Origin of the sequence: Agrococcus sediminis (genome assembly GCF_007923295.1) — a bacterium.
Taxonomy (GTDB): domain Bacteria; phylum Actinomycetota; class Actinomycetes; order Actinomycetales; family Microbacteriaceae; genus Agrococcus; species Agrococcus sediminis.
Map to the genome: position 1 here is coordinate 559645 of NZ_VOIR01000011.1, position 26387 is coordinate 586031.

The following is a 26387-nucleotide window of genomic DNA, read 5'->3' on the forward strand; positions in this document are numbered from 1 at the left end:
ACGCAGGTCGCCGCCGACGCTGTCGGAACATGTGTGAGCGCTGACCTCTTACATCGGACGCCTCAGCGCAGGGCGCAAGTCGCCAATAGCATCGACCTGACGGGCGTGCCTACCTCGTCCAAGAGCGAGGGGAGCCGCGGTGCCGCTGATCAAGATTGTCTACTTCGATGAGGAGTCCGCCTCCGACCTGCTTGACATGACTGCGGGCGGCAAGGAGGAGACCTCCGTCGAGAAGATCAAGGAGCGGAGCGAAGCGCTCGAGGCGAAGGTGATGGTGAAGCTTCTCGGCAAGCTCAACCTCATGCCGTTCATCGGGGCGTCAGCCGAAGCCTCGGCGTCAGGCGGCACCTCTCGCTCAGCACGCAACGTGCTGCACAAGACCCTCTCGAACACGATCCTGACCGACTACCTGCAGAAGTTCCGTGGCTTCGACGGCGTCGAGCTCCTCGAAGAACTACAGCTGTCCGCTAGGCGAGAGTCCGCCGCCTACCTCAAGATGTATGCGCCCTACATGAGGATGATCAAGATGGAGGACGCTCCGTTGGACCTCGCAGGCTTTGACGACACGCTCGAGTCTGCGAAGGGCTACTACGAGTTGGTTGGTGAAGGTGTGGGTGGGGCAAAGCACATCCTCCGCTTCAACATCGGCGCGTTCCGCAACAATTACGGTCTCGCTGACCTGCAGAGGATGCAACTCGTGTTCCACGGCGTCAAGGTCGGCTCTGCCCGCGAGGACAGCCTCACGATGCAGTCGGAGATGAACCCGGGCGGCACGGGAAGAGTGAGGGTCGAGGACCTGACCGAGGAAGGCGACTCCTCGGAGGACAGCCTGCTTGACGTTTACGACGTGCTGCTCGCAGGCGTCGAGGTGATGGTTCCCGAGTCGGATGACGAGTCGGTCGAGCGATGAGTCCTAAGACTGCCATCACGATCTACTACGGACCGGCACCGTGGTTCGCCGACGAGGTGAAGATGCAAGCCGGGGAGAGCTTCCTCGAAGCTGTCCGGTCTGATGAAGACCAACGCAATCGCATCCGCACAGAGGAAGTTCAGGTTCCCGAGTACGAGCGACTCATCGTGGAGTCGGGCGACTACGCGAGCATCGCGGAGCACGCGATCACTAACTTTCCGAGTCACGTGCAACGCTTGCATCCGGGGCGGTTGCTGCTACACAACCCGCCAACTCAGATTGACCGGCATCTCAAGCGTGTCTTCAGAGGGAAGAGCACACCTACGACCATCCGCCACGAGTACCCAACCGTCACGTCCGCAACCCTGCGCGCCTTCGAGGACGCATTCGAGAAGCGGATGGTTGGACAGGCGCACGTCAAGCAGGCGATGCTCGGCGCTATGTATCCGCTGACGCGGAAGAGCCGCAGCGCGCCTGTCGTGGTGATGTTCTACGGTCCATCAGGAGTCGGCAAGACGGAGACTGCGAAGCTGATCAACGGTCTGCTCGGCGGTGACCTGATGCGCCGACAGTTCTCGATGTACCACAGCGAGCGGTTCGGCTCCTACGTGTTCGGAGGCTCGCACCATGAGCAGTCTCTCGCCAACGACCTGCTCGTGCGTGAGTCGGGCGTCATCCTGTTGGACGAGTTCGACAAGGCTCACTCCACCTTCCACAGTGCGTTCTACGAGCTGTTTGACGAGGGTGTTTACGAGGATCGCAACTACCGCGTAATCGTAGGACCGGCGCTGATCATCTGCACTTCCAACTATGCCTCTGAGGATGAGGTTCACAGGGCGCTCGGTGACGCGCTCTACTCTCGGTTCGATGCGCTGATTGGGTTCAAGGCGTTGGGTCCGGCGGAAGTCGCCACAGTGATCGAGGGCTTGGTGGAGCAGGTCTTCGGTCATCTCGACCCGGACGAAGTGGTGCTGCTCGATAGGGACGGCATCAGTCAGCGGTTGCAAGCAGTGGCGTCACGGGAGCCGAACATCCGCAGGCTACGCAGCATCACAGAGCAGTACATCTACCGGACACTCGCGGCAGCCTCGCTCGCAACGGACGAATCCGACAAGTCGGGAAGTGACACGTGAGCCGGAACAACATCGCGCTCGGTGAAGTGCGCGTCGGGCGCGTCATCAGCGAGGAGGAGAGCGAGCTCCCTGACCAAGCAGCGACGATGACGTTCGATGAGGAGCGAGGCGTCGAGCTGCACCTTCCATACTTTTGGGAACCGGAGGATGGTGCCAACCCGCACTACGCGCGAGCCGTGCAATGGTTCGACCTACGTGAATCTCATCTGCCCACGACGCTCGTCTTTCAGGACGAGCGTGGTGGGGTGACGCTTGTCGGTGCTCGGGTCTCGGGTGTCTCGGGACGTAGCGCCTGTGTAGGACGGGTGCGCGCAGAGACGGTCATATTCAACACGCCTCGATCCATCCGCCCGACGTACGAGGTGCGGCAGGTGACCTCCACCATCGACGGATTGGAGGAGTTCGCGGACTTCCGACCTGTCACGCACGACACCGCGTTCGAGGATGGAGGAACGCACCGCACCACGGTCACCGTGCACGCTGACGAGGCGGTGACATGGGAGGCGGAGGGCTTCGGATTCACGATCCACTCGAGCGTCTCGTGGGAGGCGGTGGAAGGGCGGAGCTTCGTGATCAAGGACAGCCGCCCCACGCTGATCACCGTCAGCGAGACCGGCGCCACTCCTGTGCAGCACGTGAAGGCGCAGTGGGCGGTTCGAGCGCTGCTGTCTCTACTCCTCGGTGCCCGCACGCCGTGGCGTTCCCACGAGGTCATGGATAACGAGTTCCCTCTGTGGGGCATGGGGTCCATCGAGCATGGACCGCACAACGTGCAGACGCTCCTGTCGGGAACGGTCAAGCATCACAGTGCCCCTCCGGCTGAGTCGATGCCGATGCCGGCCTTCCGACTGCGCGACATTGGCGCGGATGGGATGCGCAGTTGGGTGGAGCGCTACGCCGACCCCCGCTTCGAGCGAGCGGTGCAACCTGCCGTAGAGGTCATCAACGGGGCGAGCGCATTCCTCGAGCCGCAACTGATGATGCTTGCCATCTCGCTCGACCGCTTCGGAGACTACCGATTCAACGATGGCGTGCAGCGGGCGATGAAGACGACGATCAAGCGGTGCTTGGACGACAGCGGTTTCGATTGGTCGCAGGTCGGTAGCAACGAGGCAATCGCGGCATCCATCGCCAACGTGAACAACGACCTCAAGCATCCGGGGCGCCCTACCTACCCCGACGGCGATGTTCTTACGGGAGTGACTCGATTGGCGAGGGTGATCGTCAGGGCGCAGCTATTCGACCTCCTGAACCTCGATGACCACGCACGGCGGACGTTCTTCGGCTCTGCTGAGGTGCGGAACGCTCTCACCTACTTCGCTCACGCGGGTCTGACGATCAGCGACAATGGCAAGTTCAGTCGGATCGCTCCCGAACCGGAGGAGTGACGCTCTATCGAGAACTCTGCTTCTCGCCATCGACTTCTCGATGCTTGCGAGGGTCAGGCAGTCTCCTCATGGAGACAGCAAGAAGCCCCGCACTGCGTGATGACTGTGCGGGGCTTCTTGCTCTGCGTCACTCAGGGGCGAGGGAGGCTGCTGACAGAGCGAAGCACTTCCACTTGCGGCGACTTGTGGGTGCCGCAGTAGCCGTAGTCCTTGACCCATCGGTTCTGCGAGCCGGAGTTCATCGAGGTCTGTGTCGGCACGAGGAACTGACCGTGGAAGCGATACTCGGTCTCCCATCGGAATGGTGCTCCGGGGTCAGATGCCCAATAGAAGAAGAGCTCGCCATCTCGGTTGATGGTGTTCCATGTGCCCCACTTCCACGAGGCTTGGAAATACTCCTTCTCATCGTTGTCCCGCTTCACGGCAGGGTTCTTCGGAGTGGAGCCGGCCTCCACCTCGGAGCGTTGCTGCCAAGAGAGCACTCGGACGCGGTTGTTCGGGTCTCGCACGGAGCGGTCATGCCACGAGACGATGGAGGACTGCCCGTTCCGCATCACCGATACCCGCTCGGATGCTCCTCCTACACGGATGTGTCCCTTGATGTCGCAAGACCATGCCGCTGCGGAGCATCGAGCAGCTGCGAAGTTCGCTCCCGAGCGGACACCTGCCCGTAGAGGCGGGTTGCTGTCGCAGGAGTAGGTGTAGGGAGAGGTCGGGCGGTCAGTGCCTTTCCGTGAGCAGTCGATGCGGACCGACTGACGGAGCCACGACGGATACTCCCACTTGGTGCAGAGGCGGTAGTCAAGGGTCCAATCGAGGCGGTAGTAGCCGTAGCGAGGTTCCCCTGCAGCAGTCACGCCGGTCTTCGCATCGAACGATGGCTGCCATGCCCCTGTGAATCGTTCAGGAGTGCTGAGGTCCACGTTTCGGGTCACGTAGCCGGTGGTGTCGGTGCGTTCTCCTCCTCCGCTGTGACGGACAGCTCCGCTCGCGTTCGTCAGGAGGAAGTCTCCTCGCCCTCCCGTGTAGACCTTCCCTTCGCCGGTCTTCCGCTCGATGGGTGCGTAAGCGTCGGTGGGATAGAGGCAGCGGTAGGAGGAGTAGTAGAGGGAGCCATCGGTCAAGCGGACGTAGTAGTCGATGCGCCCGTTGGATGCTCGGTCACTGAGTGGTCGGCATTGGAAGAGGATGCCTTGGGTGCCGCCACCGAAGTATCCACCGTCACGGAAGTGGCAGGTGAACCCGGAACTGTTCTTCGCAGGGTAGGAGCCGGTGGAGGTTCCGCCGCCGTTCGGCAACCATGTGGAGCAGGGGACGCGGTAGGTGCGAACGTTCGGGTTCGGCACTGCTGAGCCTTTGCCGTTCGCTGCTCGGTAGTCGCTCGAGTAGACAGACCGCCAATCCGATACGCCGCTGACGGTGGATGACACGGAGCACACAGCGGCTCCACATGAGGTGGTGGCTGCATGAGCGGAAGTCGGGGACACGAGCCATCCCACGGTCAGAGCTCCGAAGAAGAGGAAGAGCAGGGCAAGCAGGAGGGGCAGGCGAGGTCGCCACGGTTCGGATTGTGTGGTGGCGGGGGTTTGCTCCGACATCAGGTTCCCTTTCGTTCAGGTCACCTCTGATATCGGTTTTTTCCCGTCTTGCTCTCAGGGCAGAACGAAGCCCCCACGCAGGACACGGCGTGGGGGCTTCGTTGGTCAGAGGCGGTGAAGGTGAAGGGTCAGCCTTCGTCGCTCATGTCGAAGAAGCCGTCGTCGGTGGTGTCACCCTCGACCACCGCGTCGTAGAGGCAGGTGTGCTCGCTGATGCCGATGGGGTCACCGTTGTCGGCGGTGAGGATGTAGACCGCGACAGCGGTGGCGGCGTTGCCGGCCTCATCAGGCTCGCAGGTCACGGTGTCGCCACCTGCGGTGTAGCTGTTCTGACCTGCTGCGAACTCGATGACATCGGTATTGGAGGCGTAGTCCACAGCGGAGCCGTCAGAGGCGACGGGCTGAGCAGGCTCGGTGGGGAGCGTGTCGGGCGTGGTCGGAGGAGTGGGGGAAGGCGTGGGGGTGGCGCTCTGCGTGGGCGTGGTGGTCGCGGACGGCTCAGGCGTGTCAGCTGCGCCGCAGCCGGTGAGGGCGAGAGCCGCGACGATGGCTGCGGAAGCGAGAGTGGTGAAGGTGGAGCGGGAAGTGTTCATGATGTGTCCTTTCGTTCGCCATTTGCGGCTACAACATCATTATCGGCACTTTTACCGTTTTTGTCCGGTCGTTTTCGAGAACTGCTCCAACAAGCAGGAAGCCCATCCATGTGTTCCACTCACAGGATGGGCTTCCCTTGCTATACGAGAACAAAGAAAGCAAGAGCTCGATGTTGCTTTTAGTATCGGCAGATTCAGGCTGCCCTGACACGAAATGCCTCATCGGCTTCGTCAGCAGCGTCAAGGGCGTGGAGGATGGCGTGCTCACGGCGGATGGAGCTGTTGCCTCGCAAGGCTTTGCGAACCGCAGGGTGCCGGTCAGAGGCGAGCTCAGACAGCACCGCGAGGGGCGTACCTGCTGACAGGGCGAGGAGCACCCTCACGGATGGGAGGTCGCTGTGGACGTAGAGAGCAAGGTCGGCGTCCTTGTTCCTCACCGCAGCACAGCAGGTTCGGCAAGTGGGAGAAGTGTGGCTGAGCGGGTCGTGCTCAGCGTGTGGGTCGGGTCGTAGGTCGGTCATGGTGGTGCTCCTTTCATGGGTGGCTATGGGCGATGGAAAGAACGAACCCCGTGCCGGTTGCTTGGCACGGGGTTCGCTGATCAGGTGAGGGCTGAGCCTTCTTCCTCATCAACCCTCCTGCGGGACCTCGACCGCGTTCATGGAGGGTGCGAGGGGAGCGGGCTGTGAAAGCCAATGGTCGTCGCTCCCCTGAACTCACCGCCGCAAGAATGATGTCGGGGCAGGGAGCTTGTGGGAGAGGGTCGGGTAGGACCCGTACAGCGGAGCTGCTCTCCGGTCGTCCTCATCGGATGCAACGTCGGCGGCAGCGGCAACGCGGCTGTCCGGCTCATCAGCCGCAGGGTCATGAGTCAAGTCGAACTTGAGGAAGCGGTGATCCACCTTGCACTCTTCATCGAACTCGCGTTGGATGACGACTGCGCTGAACTCGGGATGCTCCTCGAGCCATTGAGCAAACGCGCGCACGGAATCCATCTCCACGTGCGGGCGTGCCGTCGCGAAGCCGATGTGTAGACGCGTGCCGGTCGTCCCATCCTTTCGCGTGAACGGTGGGTAGTTGTTTGATGGAGGAACGACGTGGTCGTCGTCTCCTACGAGGTTGGTCGTCTTGGACCATTCCTTATACAGCGCTTTCACCTGCTTCATCAGCGGGCGGAGCTGACGCTTCTTGGCTTCGTGGTCGTGAGTCAGTTGTTTGGGCATTTCGGTTCCTTTCGGTTGGTGGTGATATCGGTATAGATCGGGGAAAGCGGGTGGGGAGGGGTGAGGGGTGAGATGAGCCTCACCCCTCCGTCCGGTCAGTGCTCGACCGGGTTCTTGCGGAACCTGCCGTAGAGGAACAGCCCTGCTGCGCAGAGCAGGAGGACGGCGCCAAGGAAGATGCCTGACAGCGGCTCTCCACCTGTGCGGACGAGCGAGGAGCTGTCGTCCGGTGGGGTGGGGATGGTGGTAGCTGTGGGAGTCGGTGCAGTAGGCGTCGGCTCGTCCGTTGGCGTGGGTGCGGTCGGGCTTGGAGTCGGGGCGGTAGGCACAGGTGTCGGTGTCGGCACAACCGGCTCAGGAGTCGGCGTCGGCGTTGGCACTACAGGCTCAGGAGTCGGTTTGGGAGAAGGCTCGGGAGTCGGTTCAGGGGTCGGCTCCGTGGGTGGCGTGACCGCGCGGCGGAACTCCGGCGCTGCTCCGTCCGTGCGAACGGCGGAAATCGAGTAGGCGGCGGAAGCCACTGCAGTTGTGCCCGAGGTGACCTGCTCATAGGCATCGAGATGGTTCACGGTGAAGTCGCCGCTCACGATGCTTCCCACCGAGTTGTACTCAGGGATCGACTTCACGCGGACGGTCTCGCCCGTCTCAGGGTCTTCCACCTCGTAGATGAAGGTGACCTTGTAGTCGTAGCCGAGACCCTGCTTCACACCGAGCTCATTCGTGTACAGCCACGTGGGCGTGGGAACGGCGTGGTCGTAGGAGAAGGTGCCGTCACCGTTGTCCACGATGTCGATGGCGAAGCCGTTGCTAAGGGGAGTGACCGTCTGCGTAACGCCTGCTGCTGAGGCTTCCCGCATGAGGGAAGGAGTGCCTGTGGCTGCCTCGTACTCTTCAGCGGTGATGACCTCGCCGTAGGCTGCCACGACTGTGATGGGCAGGAACGGGCTGAACTCGTGCGTGTTCGGTGCTTCCGGGTTCAGGCAAGGGTTCAGCTCGAAGTCGGGGTGACAGGCGATGGCTCCGTTGTAGAGCTCATGCGCTTTCAGGGTGTTGGTCGCGTATAGCGGCAGGCGGTCTGCTTGCGGGGACAGGAAGTAGTACCCGTCGCCACTGTCGTATGTGGTTCCCTGCGGGACCACCCCGTCGCCGTGGTAGCCGAGTTCGTCTTCCCTCGCGTTGCTGATGCTGCCGGGGGTGTATGCCCTGTTTGTAGGCCACGCCGCAACCCACTGCTCATAGCCGTCAGCGTTCTCGATCCACCTGCCGTCGATCAGCTCGGCAGTCTCGGATGGTCGCTCATCGCTGATCCGAGAGTCGGCGGCGGTGCTGCGGAAGGCGTCGGGGTTCTGCCATGCGAGGTCGTAGAGCGGGGCACACAGGTTGGTGGCGGTGGAGCAGACGACATCGAGCAGGTCGCTCGAGGAAGCGGCAGGGTCGAGCGTGAACTCCGGGAGGGTGAACGCTCCCGATGCAGGGATGGTTCGCGGTGCCGGGTAGAGGCAGTCCGTGCCGGTCACCTCGGTGTGGGCGACGGTGCCATCCTCAGTCACTCCGTAGCGTGCGGAGACGAGAGCGGCTGCGGGGAGTTCCCCATCCTTCGTTCCGCAACTGATGGTTGCGGGGAGGTCTTCGCGGTCATCGACGTAGTAGGTGGCAGTGGTGGATGCGTTGTGGAACCGCACTGTGCCGGAGGTAGAGATGTAGGTGAGCTCTCCCTCTTGGGCTGACGCTGCGGCTGTGACCGCCGCTTCGTCGTTGGCGGGTGGAAGCGATGACGCTCCTACGGTTGGGATGAGGAGCAGGAGAGCAGCTGCTACTGCTGCCGCCTTTCGTGCGTGTGCGTGTTTCATGGAGGTCCTTCCGAGACGAGGTAGAGGTGTAGGGGGAGTAGGTGGGGTGTTGTTGTGGTTACGGTGCTGAGGTGGATGCGGAGCCGCGAACACCATCACCGTTGGCGACTTCGAGAGCACCGGAACTATCAAGTGGGAGCACCGCTGTGGAGGTCCCCCGCATTCCGTCCCCGTTCCATACTGCGCCGTTCGCAGGTGCGGTCAGGACGGCACGTGTTCCAACTTCGCCATCACCGTTTCCGACCGAGGTGACAGGAGCTGATGAGTGTGCGACGGCAGCGATAGCTGCGGAGGATGTGGCGTCATAGCCGACCATTGCTCCGGCGTAGAGGAAGCCTGCTACTGCGGTCAGGCAGACGGCGGAGATGAGTGTCCGCTTGCGATTATGTTTCATGATGAGGTCCTTTCGTTGTCCTGCCATAAATATCGGCACTTCGGACCCAAAACGGTAAAAACTCGTCGGCACTCTCGACGCTCAGCTGATGTGGACGCTGATGCCTGCGATGTGCGCTTTGCCTGCCGTTTCAGCAGCAGCCCGTTAGGGATAACACCTAACCCCTTACCGAAAGGACTGTTGTATGAGTACAGAAGACCGACCTGTTGTGTGGACCCGCCCCGGATGTCCGAAGTGTGTTCAGACGAAGAAAGCGTTCGTGCGGCAAGGCATCGAGCCGAAGGAGGTGCTGTTGGACGACGAACAGCGAGCCAAGTTCTACGAGCAGGGGCTACGCACCCTGCCTGTAGTGGAGTGGCGAGGCAAGAGATGGGAGGGCTTCCAACTCGACCTCATCCGCGCTACTGCTACTGCCGCTGTGGCGGAAGCTTCGGCTCCTGCGGCGTAACCGTCCACGCGGACAGCAAGAAGCGGGGAGAACCGGATGAAGGGTTCTCCCCGCTTCTTGTGGGGTCGATGCGGCTCGCGGTTTAGAACGCGTTCGTGATGCTGTCGAGCGTCGGAGCAATCAGGTCAGCAGCCATCCCGGTGATGCCCTCAACGACGCCGGTGGTGAATGCCGCTACAAGCGCTCCGAGGATGACGACCGTGAAAAGGAACTTCACGCCCATGCCGGGAATCGTCAGGATCAGGTACAGGATGACGAATCCGATGACGACGAGCATCGAGTACCACAGGGTTGGGTCAGTTGTATCCATTGTCCTGACCACCTTTCGTTGTTGAGGGCTTCCATTTGGATGCTTAGTGAGTTACTAACGGGCACTTCGGGCGAAAGCGTCACTTTTTACCGTTTTGGGCAAAGTTTCTTGAGAATCTTCCTTCCGGGCCTGTTTTCGGAGGTTCCAATGCTGTGTTGAGCCTCCCACTGTCGCTTGCGGGCAGACGAAAGCCCCGCAGGGTGGTGACTGCGGGGCTTTCGGAGAGGTAAGTCAGTCGTTCACGACTTGCAGTTCCTCGGCGGGTAGGGGCTGCGGAAGCCGTCCGGTAGTTGCGTGGAAGAAGCCGGAGTAGTTGGCGAACATCGCTCGGGCGGGGTGCACGAGGGTGACGTTGTGGGTCTCCTCGAACCGGCGGATGCGATCTTCTGCTGTGGCTTGCTCATGGAGTCCGATGTCGTGGGAGTAGGCGGCGAGGTCGTTCACGTTGTCGATGGTGGGGCGAGTGGCGAGTGGATGGGTCATGGTGGTTCCTTTCGGTGTGCGGTCATCCCTGATATCGGCTGAAACGGGAAATCTGTGTGGCTGCTTCTGACAGGAGCTCGGGGCCGGCGGTCCGGCGTCACACGAAGACCCCCACACGGTCTGACGCGTGTGGGGGTCTCGACGGGTCAGTGTTTCGACTAACTCCGACCGAAGGAGAAGAGGCTTGCGACCTTCTCCTTCCGTTTCGTGCGTGCGTCCACGCGTGACGCGGCGGCAGCTTGCTCCTGCGCACGCTCAGCAGCCCTCTGCGCTTTGCGTTCCATCTCCCGCTGTTCGTCCATCTGCAGGAGAGCGCGCTCGTGTGCATCGGTGCCGGGAATCAGCGCAAGGAACCGTTGGCGTGCTACTGCCTTTCGAGCGCTCTTCCGCTCCTCGGGGCTGAACCGTCCAATGTGCTGATCCTCGGCGTTGCGAGCGGCGATGTACTCCTTGGAGAACGGGTTGAGCGTTGCGCGGTACAAGGTTCCCTGCGAGCGCTTGCGTGCTTCCTTGTATGCAGCGACGCTCCTTGTCTTCGCACGCTTCGGGTTCGCACGCTTCGCCTGTTTGCGCACCTCTTCCGCGATCTGTTGCTCACGTTGGGTCTGTGCCAACTTCGCTCTATCAGCAGCGGCACGCTTCGCGTCCTCCGCGTCCCACGCGGCTTCGAGCTCCTGCTGCCGCTTCTGCTCCTTCTTCCGCCACGCCTGCAGCGCCGCTTCGTGACGAACTGCCGCCGCAGGGTCGTGCTCCTCGGCAGGAGAGGGAAGGGTAGCCGCAGGCTGTCCCTCCTGTGACTGTTCCGTAGGAGCAGTGATGGGAGAGGCTTCCGCCACAGCTGTGTCCGTTTCAGGTTCGGTGGTGCGGGCAGCCCTGAGCAGAGCCAATACCTCGGCAGCGGTTGGGGCAGGCTTGACTGCCGCAGCCTCCGGCTGAGCGGTCTCTTCCGGCTCCGGCTCGGCAGGCTTGGTGCGGTACTCGATACCGTCATCGAACTCGGTGAGGGCTGTGGCGTATGCCTGCTGTTCGGCATCCGTAAGAACGGTGCCGTCCTTCGGTGACTTGCTGCCCGGACGAAGCTGCTTGTAGATGATGTAGCCGAAGGTGTCCGCCACGTCTGCGTTTCGGTCGGGAAGGACAGTGCCCATCTCGCCCGGAAAGGTGATGGAGTTCAGGTAGCGCTCGGCGTTCTTGCGGGAGACCGCTTCCTTCTCCGTCTGCCGAAGCTCGGCACGCTCATCCGGTGTGCCGTTGGCTCGGACATCTTCGAGGTGTTCGTGGCGAGTGATCGTGGCGACTGCTCGCTTGCCCCGCCCTTCCTCGACCGGACTGACCTGCTTACCGGCGAGGGCCTTAGCCTCGATGCGGGTGAGGGTCTGCTCCGCTTGGTCGTGCTCGGTGAGTGCCACACAGTCGAGCTCGCGGTCGAGCTCGTTGTATCGCTTCTCTGCACGTGCGCGTGCCTTCTCGGGAGCGGTGGGGTCGTTGAGCTTGTCGCGGTAGTCCTGCTCCGCTTTCTCGTGCATCTCAAACAGATGAGCGCTGCAGCGAACTCCTCCTCGTGGGTCGGTGGTGGATCGGCACATAGTGGTTCCTTTCGTGGGTCGGTGTCACAGTTGTTATCGGTTCTCGTTCGGGAAAAAGGCACCACGAAGTGGGATGGGATACGAGGGGTCGTGCCGAGCGGATGCCGGCCTCTCGAGGTTGCCTACGCGTCAGGCAGAGGCTGCGGAGGCAGAGTGGCGAGATGCTCCTGCCATTCCTTCGCTCGGACGGTGCGGAGAGCGTCGTAGGAGAGCTCCTCCACGACGGCGTCGTTCGCGTAGGTGGCGGTGATGAGGTCGTGGAGGGGCGTCGTCGGGTCGGTCAAGTAGTCGCACAGGTGCCGGTAGCGGGTGGAAAGCAGCACGGTCGCAGCCTTCCTGCTCGTGAAGCGGTCCGCGGACACGACTGTGCGGATGAGTGCCTGTATCGGGCAGGCAGGGTTGTCGAGAGCTTCCTCGATGACTTGCGGGTGAGTGTCTCGGGTGGCGAGGTTCAGCACCGCCTCGGCAGGGGTGTGCGGGTTCCTCGCAGCAGCCACCCTGATGGGATGGTCAGGGTGGACTGCTGCTTCCAAGAGCTCTGCCGCGTCCGTTGATGCGTGGAGCTGTCGGGTGCGAGCGACCTGCTCTCGGGTGAGCATCTCGCACCCCTCCGGCAGTTCCGGCTCTTCCATCACGCTGCCACCGCCAACTCCACGAGCGGTCCCTCGACCTCGACCACCGGCGCAGCAGGCGCTGCAGGCTCTCCGACAGAAAGAGGAGCGGGGACGGGAGCAGGGGTTCTACTGACTGCCTCACGTTGGGTCAGGTGGTATGGGATTTCGAGGTCGTCAAGGAGCTGCCGGACAACCTCTGCCCCTTCGTTCTCTGCGATGGTCAGCAGCTCGGTGCGGAGCTGCGGGCTTTCCTTCAGCAGTTGTGACCATGTAGCCCGGTCGAAGAAGCAGAGCTGCTCCACCTGCTTGACTGCGGCACGGCGTTCCTCCGCCTGCGTGTCGCGGTAGGCGGAGAGGTTGTAACGCTGAGCGAGGGGGATCGAGGTGCGGATCATCCGGCGACGGAACAGGGCACCCTCGAGGTTCCGCCACATGAGACCTGCGTAGGGGTCGCCGTCTGAGTGACCGAGGGCGTAAGCAGCGTCACGCAGCGGACGGAACATGTCCTTGGCGGCGGAAGGGTCCGTGCCTTCACGGATGGCGGTGTTGTACGTCCATCCGTTGTTGCCGCCCTTCGCTACATATTCAGCGGCTTTCACTGCCTCCTCGACTGTCTCGAGCAGTTCGAGCTGCTGACCTGCGAGAGCGGAGGTGTAACCGTGCTTCGTCACGCCGTTGTTCCACCTGCCATGAAGTTTCTTGCGGAGGAACTCGACCTCGGCAGGGGTGATGTCATTCCGGGCGATGAAGAGCATGTAGTGGACGTGTGCGTGATGGCGTGCCTTCTTCCATGACGTGCGGGTCGTGCCGTCAGGCAGAGTGATGGTGCTCGGTGTGGAGACCACCTCAACTGACAGGACGCGACCGATCACTTGGAACATCTCCTTGTTCCGTTTCCACCGGTCACCGGCGTCGAACATCGCTGACACGCCTGCGTTGAGAGCGTCGAGCTGCTTCGTCAAGTCCCACGCATCCCACGAGTTCGCTTGCGGGTTCTGAGCGTGCCATTCCGCAAAGCCCGCCTTCTCCGCCTCATAGAACGAGGCAGCAGGGTCGATGCCGGTAACGGGGTTGTCGATGTTCTTGTAGGCACGACGGAACTCCTCCCGCTGCGAGTAGAAGAAGGGCGGGGTCTGCGAGGAGGCGTTGCGGAGCGTGAAGGTGCCCATGAGGACGGTGCCGCCGGCCTTGTAGTGCTGCTCGGTGAGGTAGCGGAGCTCAGACTTGTTCTTCACCTGTTGGAGGTAGTTGGACACCGGGCAGGTGTGTGACCGTGAGCGTTGGAGGTTGGAGGCGGAAGCGTGCTTCCTGCCGCCGCCGTAGGTGCGGAGCTCGAGACCGACATGACCGTTCGTGGAGGACGGGAGGGTCCGGCAGCAGCGTTCAGCTGTCATGCCGGAGAGCTGCGTCTTGTAATAGTGGTCAAGGAACAGCAGGTTACGAAACTGTTGTTTCAGTGCCTGCTTCTCCGTAGGTGTGGTCGTGGTCATAGGGTTAGTTCCTTTCGTCAGCCTTCTTCATCACTAACGGCGTGATGTGGCGGGCTTGCCTCGCAGAGGTTTCGTTGTCTCTGCCGTTATCGGCACCGGGGACGAGAGAATGAGGAACGCAATAGAAGAAGCCCTCCACCTCGTGAAACGGATGAGGTGGAGGGCTTCGTTTTTTCCTATGTCCCTTACGTGATGGAGGGATGGTGGGGCTTCCCGCAGTCGCAGTCGTGGGCGAGCCGGGTTCGGTAACGAAGGGTGGCGCGTGCCGCATTCCTCACCTCCCTGTCAGCGTCTTGGGCGGTGGAGCAGAGCACCTCGGTGGGTGCGTTCGGGGAGGAGGCGACGGCACGGCGGACGACCGCGAGCGGGTCGTTGGCGAGCGCCCTCATCAGGTAGGCGGGGGTGCGAGGGTTAGTGGCGACCGCACGGCGAACCCGGTGATCATCGTGAGCTGCGAGCACATCGAGCAGACCTACTGAGGTGTGCGGGTCAGCGGCTCTGCCGACCGCCACGATGATGACCTGCTGCTCCGCAGTCAGTTTCGCCTGCTCCATCACTCGCTCGCTTCCGCCGGCCTCTTGCCGCGTCATATGACACGCTGCCGGAGGCGTCTGACACAGAAAAGGGAGAAGCGGGACCCCATTACAGTTGGGTCCCGCTTCTCCTGTATGCGACACGAAAGGTAATCCCGGCAGCGGGTGAGCGGCTGCCTTACCTTCATTATCGGCAGATGTGCGACAGATGTGTCAAGAAGTCTCGCCGTGCCGAAGGTCGCCGAACTCGATGTCATCAAGATGCTTGTCGTAGAGGTAGTACAGCGAACCAATACGACCCTTCCTGATGTCATCCTCCGTGACCGGTTCGATGCCTTCGTCGTCAGGACCTTTCTCGATGAGGTCGTTGATGTAGGCTTGGAAACCCTCGTCTTGGAGCAACTCTTCCGCTTCTTTGATGGCAGCCTGCTCGCGTTCGGCTCGACCCGCAGGGTCCATCGTCCGTTCGGAGAGAGCCTTGATGCTTTTGTCTTCGGTGTAGGCGAAGCGGAAGCGGATGAAGCCCTTGCCGTCGTCGTCGTAGTCGTGTTTTCCCTCGATGACAGCGAAGCCGGTTCCCGGCATGTCGCCCGAGATGTTCTCGCGTGGGTCTGCTCCTGCAGCGACAGCTTCCGGTCCAAGGATGATGGCACCGTGGTTGGAGTACTTCATCTTCAGGGTGAAGAAGTTCACAAAGTTCACACGCTCCGGTCCGAGGATGTCCCCTGTCACGTTCTGCGTGGCACCGATGATGAAGATACCGAGAGCACGACCCTGAGCCAAAATCTCGAACAGGAGTTGGGAAGCCTCTTTATCGAACCGCTTGTTCTTTCGCATGGAGCCGTACTCGTCAATAATCATGATGATCAGCGGGCGGCGACGGGTCGCCTGAAACTTGCGCCCCCCGTTCGTCGCTGACCGTACCTTCATCTCTTCGTACAGCACCTTGATGGAGTTGATCTGCTCATCCTCCGTGAAGGCTGAGCGATAATAACGAGAGCCGACAAGCTCGCCGTCTTCGTTCTCGATGAGCATGGGAACCTTATGGAACAGCGTGCTGTGTGCGAAGTCGAGGAGCTCTGCGTTCTTCGGGTCGATGCCCCACAGCTGCACCTTGCCGGCCTCCACGAAGCGGGCTTCCTGACGGATGATGCCTTGGACGAACGATCCCTTACCTGCGCCTGTCTGTCCACCCAACATCGTGTGGTGGACCTTAAACCGGAAGATTTCCCCTTTGTCCGTGATACCCAACGGCAGGTCCATCGGGTCGGTAGCGGGGTGGGCGCGGAAGAAGTCTTCACCGGGAGCCGACACGCGGAGGATGTCTGCTCTCCGCTCCATGTCTACGATGAACCGGGCGTAGGAGCGACTGTCGCGCTCGGGGAGTTCACGCCTGTTCGATGGGGTCACCTCGTAGGCGCGCAGGATGGAGCGGATGTTCTCCGCGAAGCGTTCCACGTCAGCCTGCTTGTGGTCACCAAGCTTCATCCATACCTCGAAGTGGTCGGTATCCTTCGCGCCGTCAGGACGGACGTTCGGGAAGTAGACCCGAAGATTGCGACGAGTGTTGCGCAGTCGAGCGTCCTCGTTCACGAACTTCACTTTTTGAGGCTTCTCTTCTGTGACGGTTTTTCCGTTGCGGCGAACCTTCACCTTGACCGTCTCCGTCTTCTCCTCCTCGAACTCTTTCACGGGGGAGTAATGCTCGTTGAGAGGCTTCGCCTGCATGAGCCTGTCCAACACTGAAGCGGCGACCTGTTGCGCGGTTGTCGATCCTTGTTTGGAGGAACGCCGCTTGTTGCTCCCCTTCTTTTTCTTCACGTGCTTGACGATGCCGGTGATCCACATGGCAGGGATGCCTGCGAGGATGAGCCACGGGATGAGGGCGGGTGCCACTGAGGACAGCACCTGCAGAACGGCAGGGTTGAGCACCACGAGAGGTGGAAGCACGCCCCACAGCAGGAACGCGTGGATGGGGGTCAGCTTGGTCCATACCTTGCGGATGATGCGTCCTGTGACTGCGGCTCCCTTGACCACCTCGCCCATAGTGGGCTTGCGGATGCTCGTCTTCGCGGACGTGAGAGGGGAAGGCTTACGGACCTGCGGCTTCGTCTGTCGGACAACTGCACGGGCAGGGGCAGGCGGGGCAGGGAGCACGGCGAGCTTCGCCGCTTTCGCCCGCTTCTGAGCGAGAGCAGCGTGCTTACGCTCCATCTCCGCGCTGAGACCGGACGGGACGTTTGAGGTGGACTGCGTAGCGGGAGGCAACTCGAGCGTAGGTGTGGTGTCGTCCTCGAAGGAGACCTCATCGGTGGTGTCAGGGATCAGTTCAGCAGGGTCTTCCCATTCCCAACCCTGTTCGACTTCGTGTGGTCGAGGGGGGAGCGGGGGAATCGGGGGCAGTGGAGGCATAGAGCGTTCCTTTCGTCAGTGTCCCCCTCTATATCGGCGGAAAACGGGAAAAGTGGACGGCTCGTTCCATAACGACGCTGCGGGTATGGCGACGGTGGGACGGAAAACGATGGTGCGGGTGTTGTAGATGAGAGAATGGAAGATGGACCACAAGGTCCCCGAACTCATGAAGAAGGAGGTCGCCATGACTACAACGCACACAAGCCTCAATAAGCAACAGGAGGCTGTCATCGCTGACCTTGACACACAGGTTCAGGTACTGCTCGACCTGATGACCTCAACTCGGGACCGGTTCACCGAAGCGATCACCGAAGCTCGGGAGACTTCCCCCATCGAGGGTGAGGAAGTCGCATCCATCCTCATCAACTCAGGCGGAGCGTTCCTCCACAGCATTCAGCAGTCCGTCGAGGCAGGCATGGTGCTTCAGAGCATGTGGCAGGTGTCCATGACATGGGATGGGGACATGGGTGAGCTTGTCGCCGTGCCGGCCTCTCATGCGGTCGGCTCTGATGGTGACCGCTTCCCGTTCTGACGCTCGATGCGTGTCATCGAAACGACTGACCCCCTCCTGATGTGCTTGGAGGGGGTCAGTCGTTTCGCGGTTCAGCAACAGTCACGCGGCATTGTGGTTGGCGATGGCGAACAGGCGACGAGCTGCTTCCTTGACCTCGAGGCCGGCAAGCTGCGGGTGGGTGGTGCGGAGCCACGAGCGGATGCGGAAGTCCTGCGCCTTCGCTGCCTGCCGGACGACTGCCCGCTTGTCACGCAGGATCATCCAAAGGAGGGTCTCCACCGAGGTGTCGGTGCGAGCGGCGATGACGCTCCTGATGACTTCGGAGCGGTGGTGGGCGAGCACCGAGCTGAGGTCTTCCGGCAGGGACGGGTTCTTCGCGGCATGGTAGGTGAACCAATCCTTCTCGAACCATCCCTCTTCACGTGCCGGGTAGACAGCCTGTGCGTCTTCGTCCGCGAGGTAGCGGATGGTGTCATCGTCAGCGTTCGGGTTGGAGGCGACCGCACTGCGAACCTGTTCTGCCGGATCATGGGAGAGCTCGGTCAGCATCCATGCGGGGGTGTCGCTGTTCTGCGCAAGCCCGATGCGGATGAAGAGGTGGTCTGCTCGCTGCTCGTAGTAGAAGGCGATGAGGTCAAGGTCGTCGGTCCTACGAGCGAAGAGGATCAGGCGATCAGGCGATGCGAACATCGCTTCCATGTCGCGTGGGTCCTTGATGCGGTCAGGATGCGTGGGTGGCTTCGGCTTAGTGGCTCGGGGCTTTCGCACGGGAGCGCTCTTTGGTGTCGTCATTGTTTGTTCCTTTTCGTGGGTGTAGTTGTGTTCAGTCTTCGTCAATAGTGGCGAAGTACCGGTCGCGGATTTCGGCGGCGAGGGTGTCAGGAGCGAAAGCATCCTCCGTCACCTCTTTGAGAAGGTCAGTGAGGGTGGTGTCTGCTGTGGCGTGCGGGAACACTGCTCGGATGTCGTCAGCTCGGGAGGTGACCACGGACGCGGCTGTGATGCCGAGCAGGCACGGTTCGTGATCTGCGTGGAGGCTTAGGAGCGTCTCTGCCGGTGTTGCCCTGTTCATGGCGACTGCCACGCGCACCTGCGGGGTGCCTTCCTCAGCGAGCGTCTGCAGGACTACTGCGGGGGTGAGGTCGTAGTTCGCTGCGAACACCTGCTGCGTGACGGAGCCGTTTGCGAAGAACCGGGACAGGGCGATGGAGCGCGGGTGAAGCAGGTCCACTGCTTCGCCGGTCAGGTCTGCCACCACCTCATCGGACGTGTTCGGGTTCAGAAGGATGAGCAGTTTCAGGGTTGCTCGCTGCGGGTGTGGCTGACGGACAGCGATGTAGAGGGGGTTGCCATCCTCGTGCTCTCCCATGGTGACTACCCCGATGTTGCGGGCAAGGTCGCTGAGCACCGCGTCGGGCGTGTCCGGGTTGGAGGCGAGGGAGAACTTCTCCTGTGGTGTGGAGTCCGGGAACATCACGAGCAGGAGCTCAGGGTCGGTGACGGATGCGAGCAGTCGCAGACGTTCCGCCTCGTTCAGCAGTGCGCGTTTCGCTGCCCACGCCGTGAGCATGACGGCGGTTTGGTGGTCGCGGGAGTTGTAGAGCGGAAGCGTCACGCTTGGACGCTTGACGAGCGGTACTGCAGTTGTCATTGCTGACCTGCCTTTCGGTAGTAGATGTTCGTTATGGGTTATCCCTAACGGGCGGTGTTCCCCAAGTGGTCGGTGGGATCGTTTGCGGGTGGCACTGAACCCCGCAGGCGGAGGAACTCTGCGGGGTTCAGTGGGCGGGCATCAGGCGAGGCGGCTGCGACCGACGACGAGCAACCCTGCGAGCAGGGACGCGAGTCCGACGAGGATGATCCACCCGCCGTCAGAACCGGTCTTCACGAGCGACGACGCAGCAGGAGCAGCAGGAGCGGCTTCTGCGACAGGGTCAGCTGTGGCTGCGGTCGGCTCCTCTGCGGCAGGGATGTCACCGGCACGGACAGGAGTGGCAACAGGCTGCTCGGTCGGCGTGGTGGGTGCAGTGACCCCTGCCGGTGGCACGGGTGCCGGTGCGCTGTCCTGCAGCGGCTGCGGTGTTGCGGAAGGAGCGGTCGAAGGTGGAGCAGGAGTAGTTGCGGGAACATCCGCAGCTGCTGCCCTCATGGTGGCGATCCTCATGGAGGAGGTCTTCTCCGCAGGGGCGGCAGAGGAGGAGAGCTCCGTCTCTGTCGCGGAGGTGAAGGCTCGAGCCTCGGACGCGTGTGCTTCGTCACGCTCCTCGAATGGGGGAGCGGAAGCAGGCACGCCTCCGTCAGCGATACCGTCATGGTCGAAGTCGAAGTAGATGACCCCATCCGCCGTCCAAGACTGTGGAGGGTCCGCGAGGGTGAAGCCGTCAGCGATGCCATTTCCATCGAGGTCGATGAAGCGGAGACCGTCCTTCACCCATTCGTTGGACAGGTCCGCAGGCTCCGTCTTCTCGAACACGGGAGTGTCTGTCTTCTCGCCGTCGATGATCTGCGGGGAGGTAGGAGCTGCGTCGTCAGGAGCGGGGGCGGTCTCGGACGGTGGGGTGGCTGACACTGCCTCATCAGCGATGCCGTCGCCGGTCAGGTCGGTGTAGACGCCGCCGTTCTCGACCCACGAGGTGATGGGGTGTTCGGGTGTGCCTTCGTCAGCGATGCCGTCACCGTTCAGGTCGGTGAAGATCACCCCGTCCTCGAGCCATGAGGTGATGGGGTGCTCGGGTGTGCCTTCGTCAGCGATGCCGTCACCGTTCAGGTCGGTGAAGATGACACCGTTCTCGACCCATGAGTAGGGAGGGTTGGTGGAGACCTCTTCGCCGGTGGTGGCGTGAGCTGCGGTGGGGAGGGCGATGAGGCCGGCGGCGACAGCGAGTGTCAGCGCTGCTTTCTGCTTCTTGATCATGATGGTTCCTTTCGTTGCGATGGTTGGTCGCTGTGTCCCCCTCAATATCGGTAAAAGTTCATGGTGTGAGCGGACGAGTATCTGCGAGCTCCCGACACGGGGCGGGGGATGCGAGGTGCGACGGTGGGAGCTATCGGACCGATTCAGGGCAGGTCGCCGGGGAGGACTTTCATAGGGCAGGAAGGACATCGGTATCGGCGCGCATGAGACCCCCTCCCGAGTGCTGATAGGAGGGGGTCTCGAGGTGGCGGCTCGACAGGGTTAGGACTTCAGCCCCATACGTTTCAGGAACTTCTCCAACAGGGTCTCCTCGTGCTCCTCCTGTGCGGCAGGGCGAGGGGGAGGAGGCATCTGCCGAGCCGTAGTGACTGCGGCAGCGGCTGTCGGCACGGGTGGCTTCGCCGGAGCAGCAGCGGTGGGCAGCGGAACCTTCGGCTGTGAAGCAATCTCCTCCTCCGCTGCCGGAGCCATCGGGGCAGGTCGCGGCGGCAGTTGAGGACGCGGCTGAGAACGCGGCATCAGTGGTGGTGGGGCAATACGAGTCGTCTGCTCCTCGACCTGAGCTTCTTCCTCATCCGCAGGCTCGACCTCTTCCACGACCTCGGCAGCCTTCTTCCGTGAGCTGTGCAGCAGGTCCAATACCTGAGCGGCAGCGTCGATGGTGTCGGCTTCGTCGGTCTGTTCCACAGCGTCCGGTGCAGTGGACGCGACCGGCTTGACCTGCTTCACCGACTTCTTCGCTTTCGGCTTCTCTACTGCGCGAGCCGCTGCGGCTGCGTCGTGCTCAACCTGAATGGCGGCTGCGGCTTCACGCTTGAGAAGTGCCTCTTCTGCGACGGCAGTGAACTCCAACCCTGCTGCGAGGCGTTCTTGGGCCTCATTGACAGCGGCGACGATCAGCTCAGCGATCTTGGCTCGGTTTTCTTCCGCCTTCGCCCGCATGAGTGCCTGCTTCTCTGTCGTCGGAGGGGTGACCTTCTCGGGCTTCTGCTCGCGCTCGATGTAGGCGACCATCGCCAACACATCCTCATTCCGAGTAGGGAGCATCGGGCGGGATGGTGTGTCGGAGGGGCGGTCTGTCCGAGAGACGCTGCGGAAGAACGACTCAACCCATGCCGCCAACTGTGCTTCCTCCCGTCGAGCGCCGAACTCCTCCTCGTTCTCCGGCTGCGCGAGCCGGTCGTAGGCGGCGAGGAAGATGGACAACTCTTCCCACTTCTGTACCTTGGCGGCTTGATGCTGAGGGTGGAGTTGGTTCAGGTCCGTCATGGGGATCGTGTTTCCGGCTTCGTCACGCTGCGGCTCACCCTCGTCATCTACGAGCACAACGTCATCAAGGAATGTGTCCCTCTCGCGGAGGAACTCCTCTCGAGACCACACTGCCCGCAGCTCGAGTTCTTTACGACGCTTCGTGTATGCGGTCTCGGATGTGCGAAGAGCAGGGAGAAGCTTCTTCGCCTCAGCGGACTGCTCGCCGTGCTTCCTAACGGCAGCCCGATGAGCGACTTGGTGCTCCCTTGCTTCGGCAGACTGCTCGCCGTGCTTCGTGACGGCTTCCTGATAGGCGGCTTCGTGCTCCTTCGCCTCATCTGACTGCTCGCCATGCTTCTTCACGATCGCTTCGTAGGCGGCTCGCCGGGTGGCGAAGGATGTCGCGGCTCGCGTGAAGTCTCTGTATGCGTCCCTGCGGCTGCGGAGAGCGGGATGTGCTTCTGACATGGCGGGTTCCTCCCTTTCGTTCGTTGTCACCCCTCATATCGGTCAAAACGGGAAAACGTGGGCGAGAGTTTCGTCCGTCCCTGACGTTCGGGATGGTGGGTATACGACTGAACCCCCACCTCGGAAGGAAGTGGGGGTTCAGGGTTCCGTGAGTTACGGGCGGGTTGGGGAGCGGAAGAAGTTCCCGTCCGCGTCGAAACCGGCGTAGCCGTCGATGGAGCTGTATTGGTAGCCGTAGTCACTCTCGGAGATGACCTCGATGTAACCTTCCGGCATTTGGTTGATGCGGACATTGTCAGCGACCGGTGCGGAGTAGAAGTTGCCGTCGAGGTCATAGACGTACAGGGTGCCACCGGATACGAACAGGCTCTCGAGGTTGGACGGTCCACCCATCGTGTTCAGGATGGAGTTCAGCTCGTCCACTGCCCCATTCACTTCGCCGTAAGCAGCAAGGAAGGAGGTGGAGGTTGGCAGGGAGATGCCGGTGGTGCCTGTCCCTGCTCCGGGAGCGGCAGGTGCTTCAGGTGCCGATGTGACGGTGCTCAGCTCGACGTTAGTGCCGCCCTGACCTGCGACAGCAGCAGGTGCATGAGCAGTAGCAGGGGCGGTGTCAGACGAGTAGTGGGCGAAGCCGAAGTCGTCAATGTTCTCGTTGGCGGCGGAAACGGTGTAGCCGCTCCATGAGCCTGCGACCTCGACCGTGGTGTCGTCCTGCGAGACAACAGGTGTCACGGGTCCGGTGGCTGCGCCGTCACTGCCGGTCTTGGAGCTGTCCAAGGTGGCTGCAGTCGGGTTGGACACGAGGTGCTTCGCAACCTCGGAGACTGTGTTCTTCACGTCAGACTTCATGGATGCTTTCGTCGCGTTTGCCTGAAGGTTCAGGAACACGGGGATGGCGATGGCTGCGAGCACACCGATGATGAGCACCACCACCATCAGTTCGATGAGGGTGAAGCCCTCTTCGTTGTTGCGGAGGGCTTTGAGCTTGTTGATCATAGTTGTTTTACCTTTCGTTGTCGGGAAGTTCCGAGGGATATATCGGGTGCAGTGGGCGAAAACTGTATCGACCGAGACGAGGGCGTCGCGTTCTATGCCCTTCTATGGTCTTCCATGCCTCGTGGCGTCGTTCTCATTCACTGCTGACTTATCACTAACGGGTGGTTTGCGCAGAAGTGTCACATTGCGAAGTTTTCGGTGGCAGGTGTCGGAAATGCTTTGCTCTCGGGTCACCGCCATCTGACTCCTAATAGACTTTCCGCTTGGCATGGCTATTCCATCCACCGCACGGCGGAACCCCCGCCTCGGGAGTGAGACGGGGGTTCCGCGATGTGGTGTTCGCTGACAATCACAAGAAAACGTGGTGAGCGGAGGAGTGCTTCATCCCTTCTTCGGGTGTCCGATGCAGTAGCGGGGGAGCGTCGGCGGGGACAACCTCCACGAGGTGCTCGTTCGGGTAGAGCACGCGACTCGAGTCCTTCTCGAACGCTTTCAGTTCTCGCAGGAACATCCCGTTCTTGATTGAGCGGAGGATGCCTGCCTTGATGTCAGCGGTGTCGAGGTACCTGACGCTCAGGGCGGTCGGATTCGTCTCGAGCCACAGGTTGTTCGCCTTGATGTTCTTCACCTTGTCGCGGTGAAAACGAGAGTTCTGCCTGCGAGCCGTGCTGACGAAGTATGGTCCGTTCTTAACTTGCCACCCGATGACCGGTTCGCCGAGCATGTTCTCCACGATCAAGTCCACGGCAAACGTCGCATCCTCGAAGTCAGTAGCGAACCGGACACGAAGGTACTCCCATCCCGAGTATGAGCCGAGTTCTTTGAGAATCGCGGAGGTCGCAAGCAAGTCCTTCCCGAGAATCTCCCCTTCGGCTCCGTCCCACGTCTCATCAAGGATGCGGAGGGTCATCACGTCGAGGGCTACCTGAGCGGTCAGGTAGTAGCCGTATTGGTCGTGGAAGCGGTTAGCGAGCTCCCTCGCAGTCGCTCGTAGCCGGTCGAGGTTGCCCTCCTGTGTGAGGAACCACAGCTCGTATGCCTCTACTGTCTTCGCTCCTGACGTGCGGGGCATCGTGGACACCATTCCCCACAGTGCAGCGGAGCACAGGTTCTTCCATCCTCTGACCTGCTCGCCATCCTTGTCTGCTCCCGCTGCGAGGTTGTTCGCTTGCTTCATCACGGTCGAGGTCGCACGGTTCGCCTGAGCTTTGAGAGCGAGGCGCGTGGCACGAGCGGATGGGGGGAGCACAGCAGGGTTGGACGGGTCGAGTAGCTGATCCGGCGGGGTGTCGGTTTGCGGTTTCTGATATGCCCGAACAAACATCCCTTGCGTCAGATATGCCATATCCGTTCCTTTCGTTGTTGTCGCGTTGGTCCTTATCGGACCGACTGAGTGATAACTAACGAGCGGAAACAGAAGAGGTGTGATTTCTGCTCTTCGCGGTCTGTATCGAATGGTCTGTCAGAGCATTCGATGGGGTCTGTGTGACCCCATGAGGGCATGAAGAAACCCCGCACTGCTAATGAGGCGCGGGGTCGAGCGGTTCGGTAACCGGTTCAGATGATGGGGCTTCTCGTGTCCTTACTGCCGTATGAAAGTTCCGATGGAGGATCGCACTTGGAGAGCCGCAGGTAAGGGGGCAGAGGCCGGCAGCAAGGTAGTGGTGCAGTCACGCAGGTCAGGGAGCAGCTGCAGTCAGAGTGTGGCTTCTGCCTGCCTCATCCACGCCGGTCAGGCTCAGGTCAAGCGATGGGGTCTTGGACGTTGCGGTGTAGATGACCTGCTCCGCCACCTCACCGTCGTAGAGGGGCACTGAGGAGACCGTCAGCTGCAACCGTCCATCCCGGATCGCCCAACGGTCACCTATCGCTGCCACGCCGTTGTAGCTAAGGAAGTCGAGCCTGCCTCCCTTGATCAGCGTGAAGGTGAACGTGTTCCCGTAGTTGTCCGCACCGGCGAACGTTTGGTCCTCGAACACTCGCTCCTCAACCGAACGGAACGCCGAGACGGTCGCGTTGTAGGACTGCGCGATGATCCCTTCCCCGACACCTGTGACCGACAGGACGGTGACGAGCAGCGAGCCGACGATGATCTTCCTGATGCGACGTGAACGGGAGCCTCTGCGGTCGATGGCGTCTCGTTGCCGAGCGTCTTCCATCGCCCCTCGCTCGAGGTAGGCGTGGGCGAGGCGTGCGGGAGAGCCGATGGTGGCGGGTTCGGTGGTGGAGGTCACGGGGTTCCTTGTCGTCAGGTCGGTGTTGCTGCGATGGGGGTCGCGTTGTATCCATATCGGGCAAGCCGTCGAGGGTGGGTCTGAGACGGCATCACGGTCTTTCCGGCTCGACGGGGAGGGGCTTCCGACATCGCAGAGACCCCGCACGCGACATAGCTTGCGGGGTCTCTCGGGAGGTTCATGTGCGTCAGGCGGCGAGAGCCTGCTCGCGGTCGGACACCTGTGGCTGCTCCTCTTCGGACACTTCCTTGTCGTCGCCCTCGAGCCACTGCTCCACGGATTTCTCAGCCGCAGGCAGGTTCTGCTCCTCGAACGAGGTCAGCCACTCAGCGGTGGAGTGACCCTCGTAAGCGTCGAGTGGGTTCTCGTGCCCTTCCTCTTGACCCTCGAAGTAGGCGAGGCGAGCTGCGGCACGACCTCCGGTTGGTCCGCCGCTGCCAATGTGTCCCCACGAGATACGAGGGTCGGTGCCGGTGATGAGGGAGCGAGCGAAGTCGGAGGCGGACAGCCGGTAGTGCGCCGCGGTCTCCTCCAACGCTGCGGTCTCTGCCTTGGTGAGGCGGAAGTCGAGCGGGGAGTTCCGCAGGTTGCCGGCCTCTGACGGTGGGCGACCACCGTTAGAGGAGGTGTGTTGCTTCTGCGGGAGCTGTGCCGCTGCGACCGGCAGGAAGCCGAGCGGAGAACGCATCCGAAGACGGAACAGAGCACCCGGTGTCATCCCTGCCTCCCGAGCCTCTTCCACGAACGCCTGACGCTCCCGAACGGTCAGGGGCACGCGGTTCTTCGCGCTCTTCATCTCGGACAGCTTCGCCTTCTGCGCCTCCCTGTGAGTGTCACGCTCCTCAGCGGAGGTGTCCCGAGGCAACTTGGAGCCGAGACGCTGCACACGGTTCTGCCAAGCGACCGTGTTCGTCAGCGCCTGTGCCTCGAACGCATCAGCGAACAACTCGTTCCGCTTCTCAGGGTGATGTTGGAGCAGCTCTGCTCGACCTTCGCGCAGTTCTGCGAGCTCCTGTGGGGTCAGGCTCGGCTTGCCTTCCAAGTA

Annotated in this window: 23 protein-coding genes; 5 read left to right on the plus strand and 18 right to left on the minus strand. The window is 61.8% G+C overall.

Features of this window, described 5'->3' with window-relative positions; translation table 11 throughout:
- The first annotated feature begins 139 nt into the window (after positions 1–139).
- Genes FQ330_RS03090 through FQ330_RS03100 form a run of 3 tightly spaced genes read left to right on the plus strand, consistent with a single transcriptional unit; the run spans position 140 to position 3431 of the window.
- The gene (locus FQ330_RS03090; RefSeq protein WP_146355128.1) at positions 140–910 is read left to right on the plus strand and encodes a DUF6414 family protein; all 771 of its coding nucleotides are present in this window, start codon (positions 140–142) and stop codon (positions 908–910) included.
- Positions 907–2043 carry an AAA family ATPase gene (locus tag FQ330_RS03095; protein WP_146355130.1) on the plus strand — a complete coding sequence of 379 codons (1137 nt, stop codon included), beginning with the start codon at positions 907–909 and terminating at the stop codon, positions 2041–2043. The genes FQ330_RS03090 and FQ330_RS03095 overlap by 4 nt, the downstream gene beginning before the upstream one ends.
- Positions 2040–3431: an ApeA N-terminal domain 1-containing protein gene (locus FQ330_RS03100; protein ID WP_146355132.1), complete on the plus strand. Its 1392-nt coding sequence runs from the start codon at positions 2040–2042 to the stop codon at positions 3429–3431. The genes FQ330_RS03095 and FQ330_RS03100 overlap by 4 nt, the downstream gene beginning before the upstream one ends.
- Positions 3432–3562: 131 nt before the next feature.
- Here FQ330_RS03100 and FQ330_RS03105 read toward each other — a convergent pair whose 3' ends face one another.
- From FQ330_RS03105 to FQ330_RS13195, 4 genes are all read right to left on the minus strand, one after another.
- Positions 3563–4777 carry a hypothetical protein gene (locus FQ330_RS03105; RefSeq protein WP_146355133.1) on the minus strand — a complete coding sequence of 405 codons (1215 nt, stop codon included), beginning with the start codon at positions 4775–4777 and terminating at the stop codon, positions 3563–3565.
- A gap of 380 nt (positions 4778–5157) precedes the next feature.
- Entirely contained in the window at positions 5158–5622 is a 465-nt protein-coding gene (locus FQ330_RS03110) for a hypothetical protein (protein ID WP_146355135.1), read from the minus strand.
- Between the two features lie 716 nt (positions 5623–6338).
- Complete coding sequence (locus FQ330_RS03115) at positions 6339–6845, minus strand: hypothetical protein (protein WP_146355137.1); 507 nt, start codon at positions 6843–6845, stop codon at positions 6339–6341.
- 95 nt (positions 6846–6940) lie between these two features.
- Positions 6941–8695 (minus strand): hypothetical protein, encoded by a 1755-nt coding sequence (locus FQ330_RS13195; RefSeq protein WP_192575825.1) that lies wholly within the window; start codon positions 8693–8695, stop codon positions 6941–6943.
- Positions 8696–9273: 578 nt separating this feature from the next.
- On the opposite strand from FQ330_RS13195, the gene FQ330_RS13710 reads away from it, so the two are divergent.
- Positions 9274–9537 (plus strand): glutaredoxin family protein, encoded by a 264-nt coding sequence (locus FQ330_RS13710; RefSeq protein WP_146355139.1) that lies wholly within the window; start codon positions 9274–9276, stop codon positions 9535–9537.
- 82 nt (positions 9538–9619) lie between these two features.
- Here FQ330_RS13710 and FQ330_RS03130 read toward each other — a convergent pair whose 3' ends face one another.
- From FQ330_RS03130 to FQ330_RS03155, 6 genes are all read right to left on the minus strand, one after another.
- The gene (locus FQ330_RS03130; protein ID WP_146355141.1) at positions 9620–9814 is read right to left on the minus strand and encodes a hypothetical protein; all 195 of its coding nucleotides are present in this window, start codon (positions 9812–9814) and stop codon (positions 9620–9622) included.
- A 264-nt stretch (positions 9815–10078) separates the two neighbouring features.
- The gene (locus FQ330_RS03135) at positions 10079–10330 is read right to left on the minus strand and encodes a hypothetical protein (protein WP_146355143.1); all 252 of its coding nucleotides are present in this window, start codon (positions 10328–10330) and stop codon (positions 10079–10081) included.
- Between the two features lie 158 nt (positions 10331–10488).
- Positions 10489–11856, minus strand: coding sequence for a hypothetical protein (locus FQ330_RS03140; RefSeq protein ID WP_146355145.1), 1368 nt, complete (start codon positions 11854–11856; stop codon positions 10489–10491).
- Between the two features lie 182 nt (positions 11857–12038).
- Positions 12039–12548 carry a hypothetical protein gene (locus tag FQ330_RS03145; RefSeq protein ID WP_146355147.1) on the minus strand — a complete coding sequence of 170 codons (510 nt, stop codon included), beginning with the start codon at positions 12546–12548 and terminating at the stop codon, positions 12039–12041.
- Positions 12548–14020, minus strand: coding sequence for a hypothetical protein (locus tag FQ330_RS03150; RefSeq protein WP_146355149.1), 1473 nt, complete (start codon positions 14018–14020; stop codon positions 12548–12550). The genes FQ330_RS03145 and FQ330_RS03150 overlap by 1 nt, the downstream gene beginning before the upstream one ends.
- Before the next feature lie 746 nt (positions 14021–14766).
- On the minus strand, positions 14767–16965 hold the full coding sequence (locus tag FQ330_RS03155) for an FtsK/SpoIIIE domain-containing protein (RefSeq protein ID WP_146355151.1): 2199 nt from the start codon (positions 16963–16965) through the stop codon (positions 14767–14769).
- A gap of 142 nt (positions 16966–17107) precedes the next feature.
- Here FQ330_RS03155 and FQ330_RS03160 point away from each other — a divergent pair, with 142 nt between their 5' ends.
- Positions 17108–17497: a hypothetical protein gene (locus FQ330_RS03160; protein WP_146355153.1), complete on the plus strand. Its 390-nt coding sequence runs from the start codon at positions 17108–17110 to the stop codon at positions 17495–17497.
- An 81-nt stretch (positions 17498–17578) separates the two neighbouring features.
- Here FQ330_RS03160 and FQ330_RS03165 read toward each other — a convergent pair whose 3' ends face one another.
- The 8 genes from FQ330_RS03165 to FQ330_RS03200 all read right to left on the minus strand — a co-directional run bounded on the left by FQ330_RS03165 (position 17579) and on the right by FQ330_RS03200 (position 26384).
- On the minus strand, positions 17579–18178 hold the full coding sequence (locus FQ330_RS03165; RefSeq protein ID WP_146355155.1) for a hypothetical protein: 600 nt from the start codon (positions 18176–18178) through the stop codon (positions 17579–17581).
- Positions 18179–18302: 124 nt separating this feature from the next.
- Positions 18303–19094 (minus strand): hypothetical protein, encoded by a 792-nt coding sequence (locus FQ330_RS03170; RefSeq protein ID WP_146355157.1) that lies wholly within the window; start codon positions 19092–19094, stop codon positions 18303–18305.
- 177 nt (positions 19095–19271) lie between these two features.
- Positions 19272–20393, minus strand: coding sequence for a hypothetical protein (locus tag FQ330_RS03175; protein ID WP_146355159.1), 1122 nt, complete (start codon positions 20391–20393; stop codon positions 19272–19274).
- A gap of 261 nt (positions 20394–20654) precedes the next feature.
- Positions 20655–22007: a hypothetical protein gene (locus FQ330_RS03180; protein WP_146355161.1), complete on the minus strand. Its 1353-nt coding sequence runs from the start codon at positions 22005–22007 to the stop codon at positions 20655–20657.
- 258 nt (positions 22008–22265) lie between these two features.
- A complete protein-coding gene (locus tag FQ330_RS13675) occupies positions 22266–23108 on the minus strand; it encodes a type IV pilin protein (RefSeq protein ID WP_146355163.1) in 843 nt (280 codons plus the stop codon).
- 349 nt (positions 23109–23457) lie between these two features.
- Positions 23458–24453: a hypothetical protein gene (locus tag FQ330_RS03190; RefSeq protein WP_146355164.1), complete on the minus strand. Its 996-nt coding sequence runs from the start codon at positions 24451–24453 to the stop codon at positions 23458–23460.
- A gap of 334 nt (positions 24454–24787) precedes the next feature.
- Entirely contained in the window at positions 24788–25342 is a 555-nt protein-coding gene (locus tag FQ330_RS03195; protein ID WP_146355166.1) for a hypothetical protein, read from the minus strand.
- 187 nt (positions 25343–25529) lie between these two features.
- Positions 25530–26384 (minus strand): hypothetical protein, encoded by an 855-nt coding sequence (locus tag FQ330_RS03200; RefSeq protein WP_146355168.1) that lies wholly within the window; start codon positions 26382–26384, stop codon positions 25530–25532.
- Positions 26385–26387: the final 3 nt, after the last annotated feature.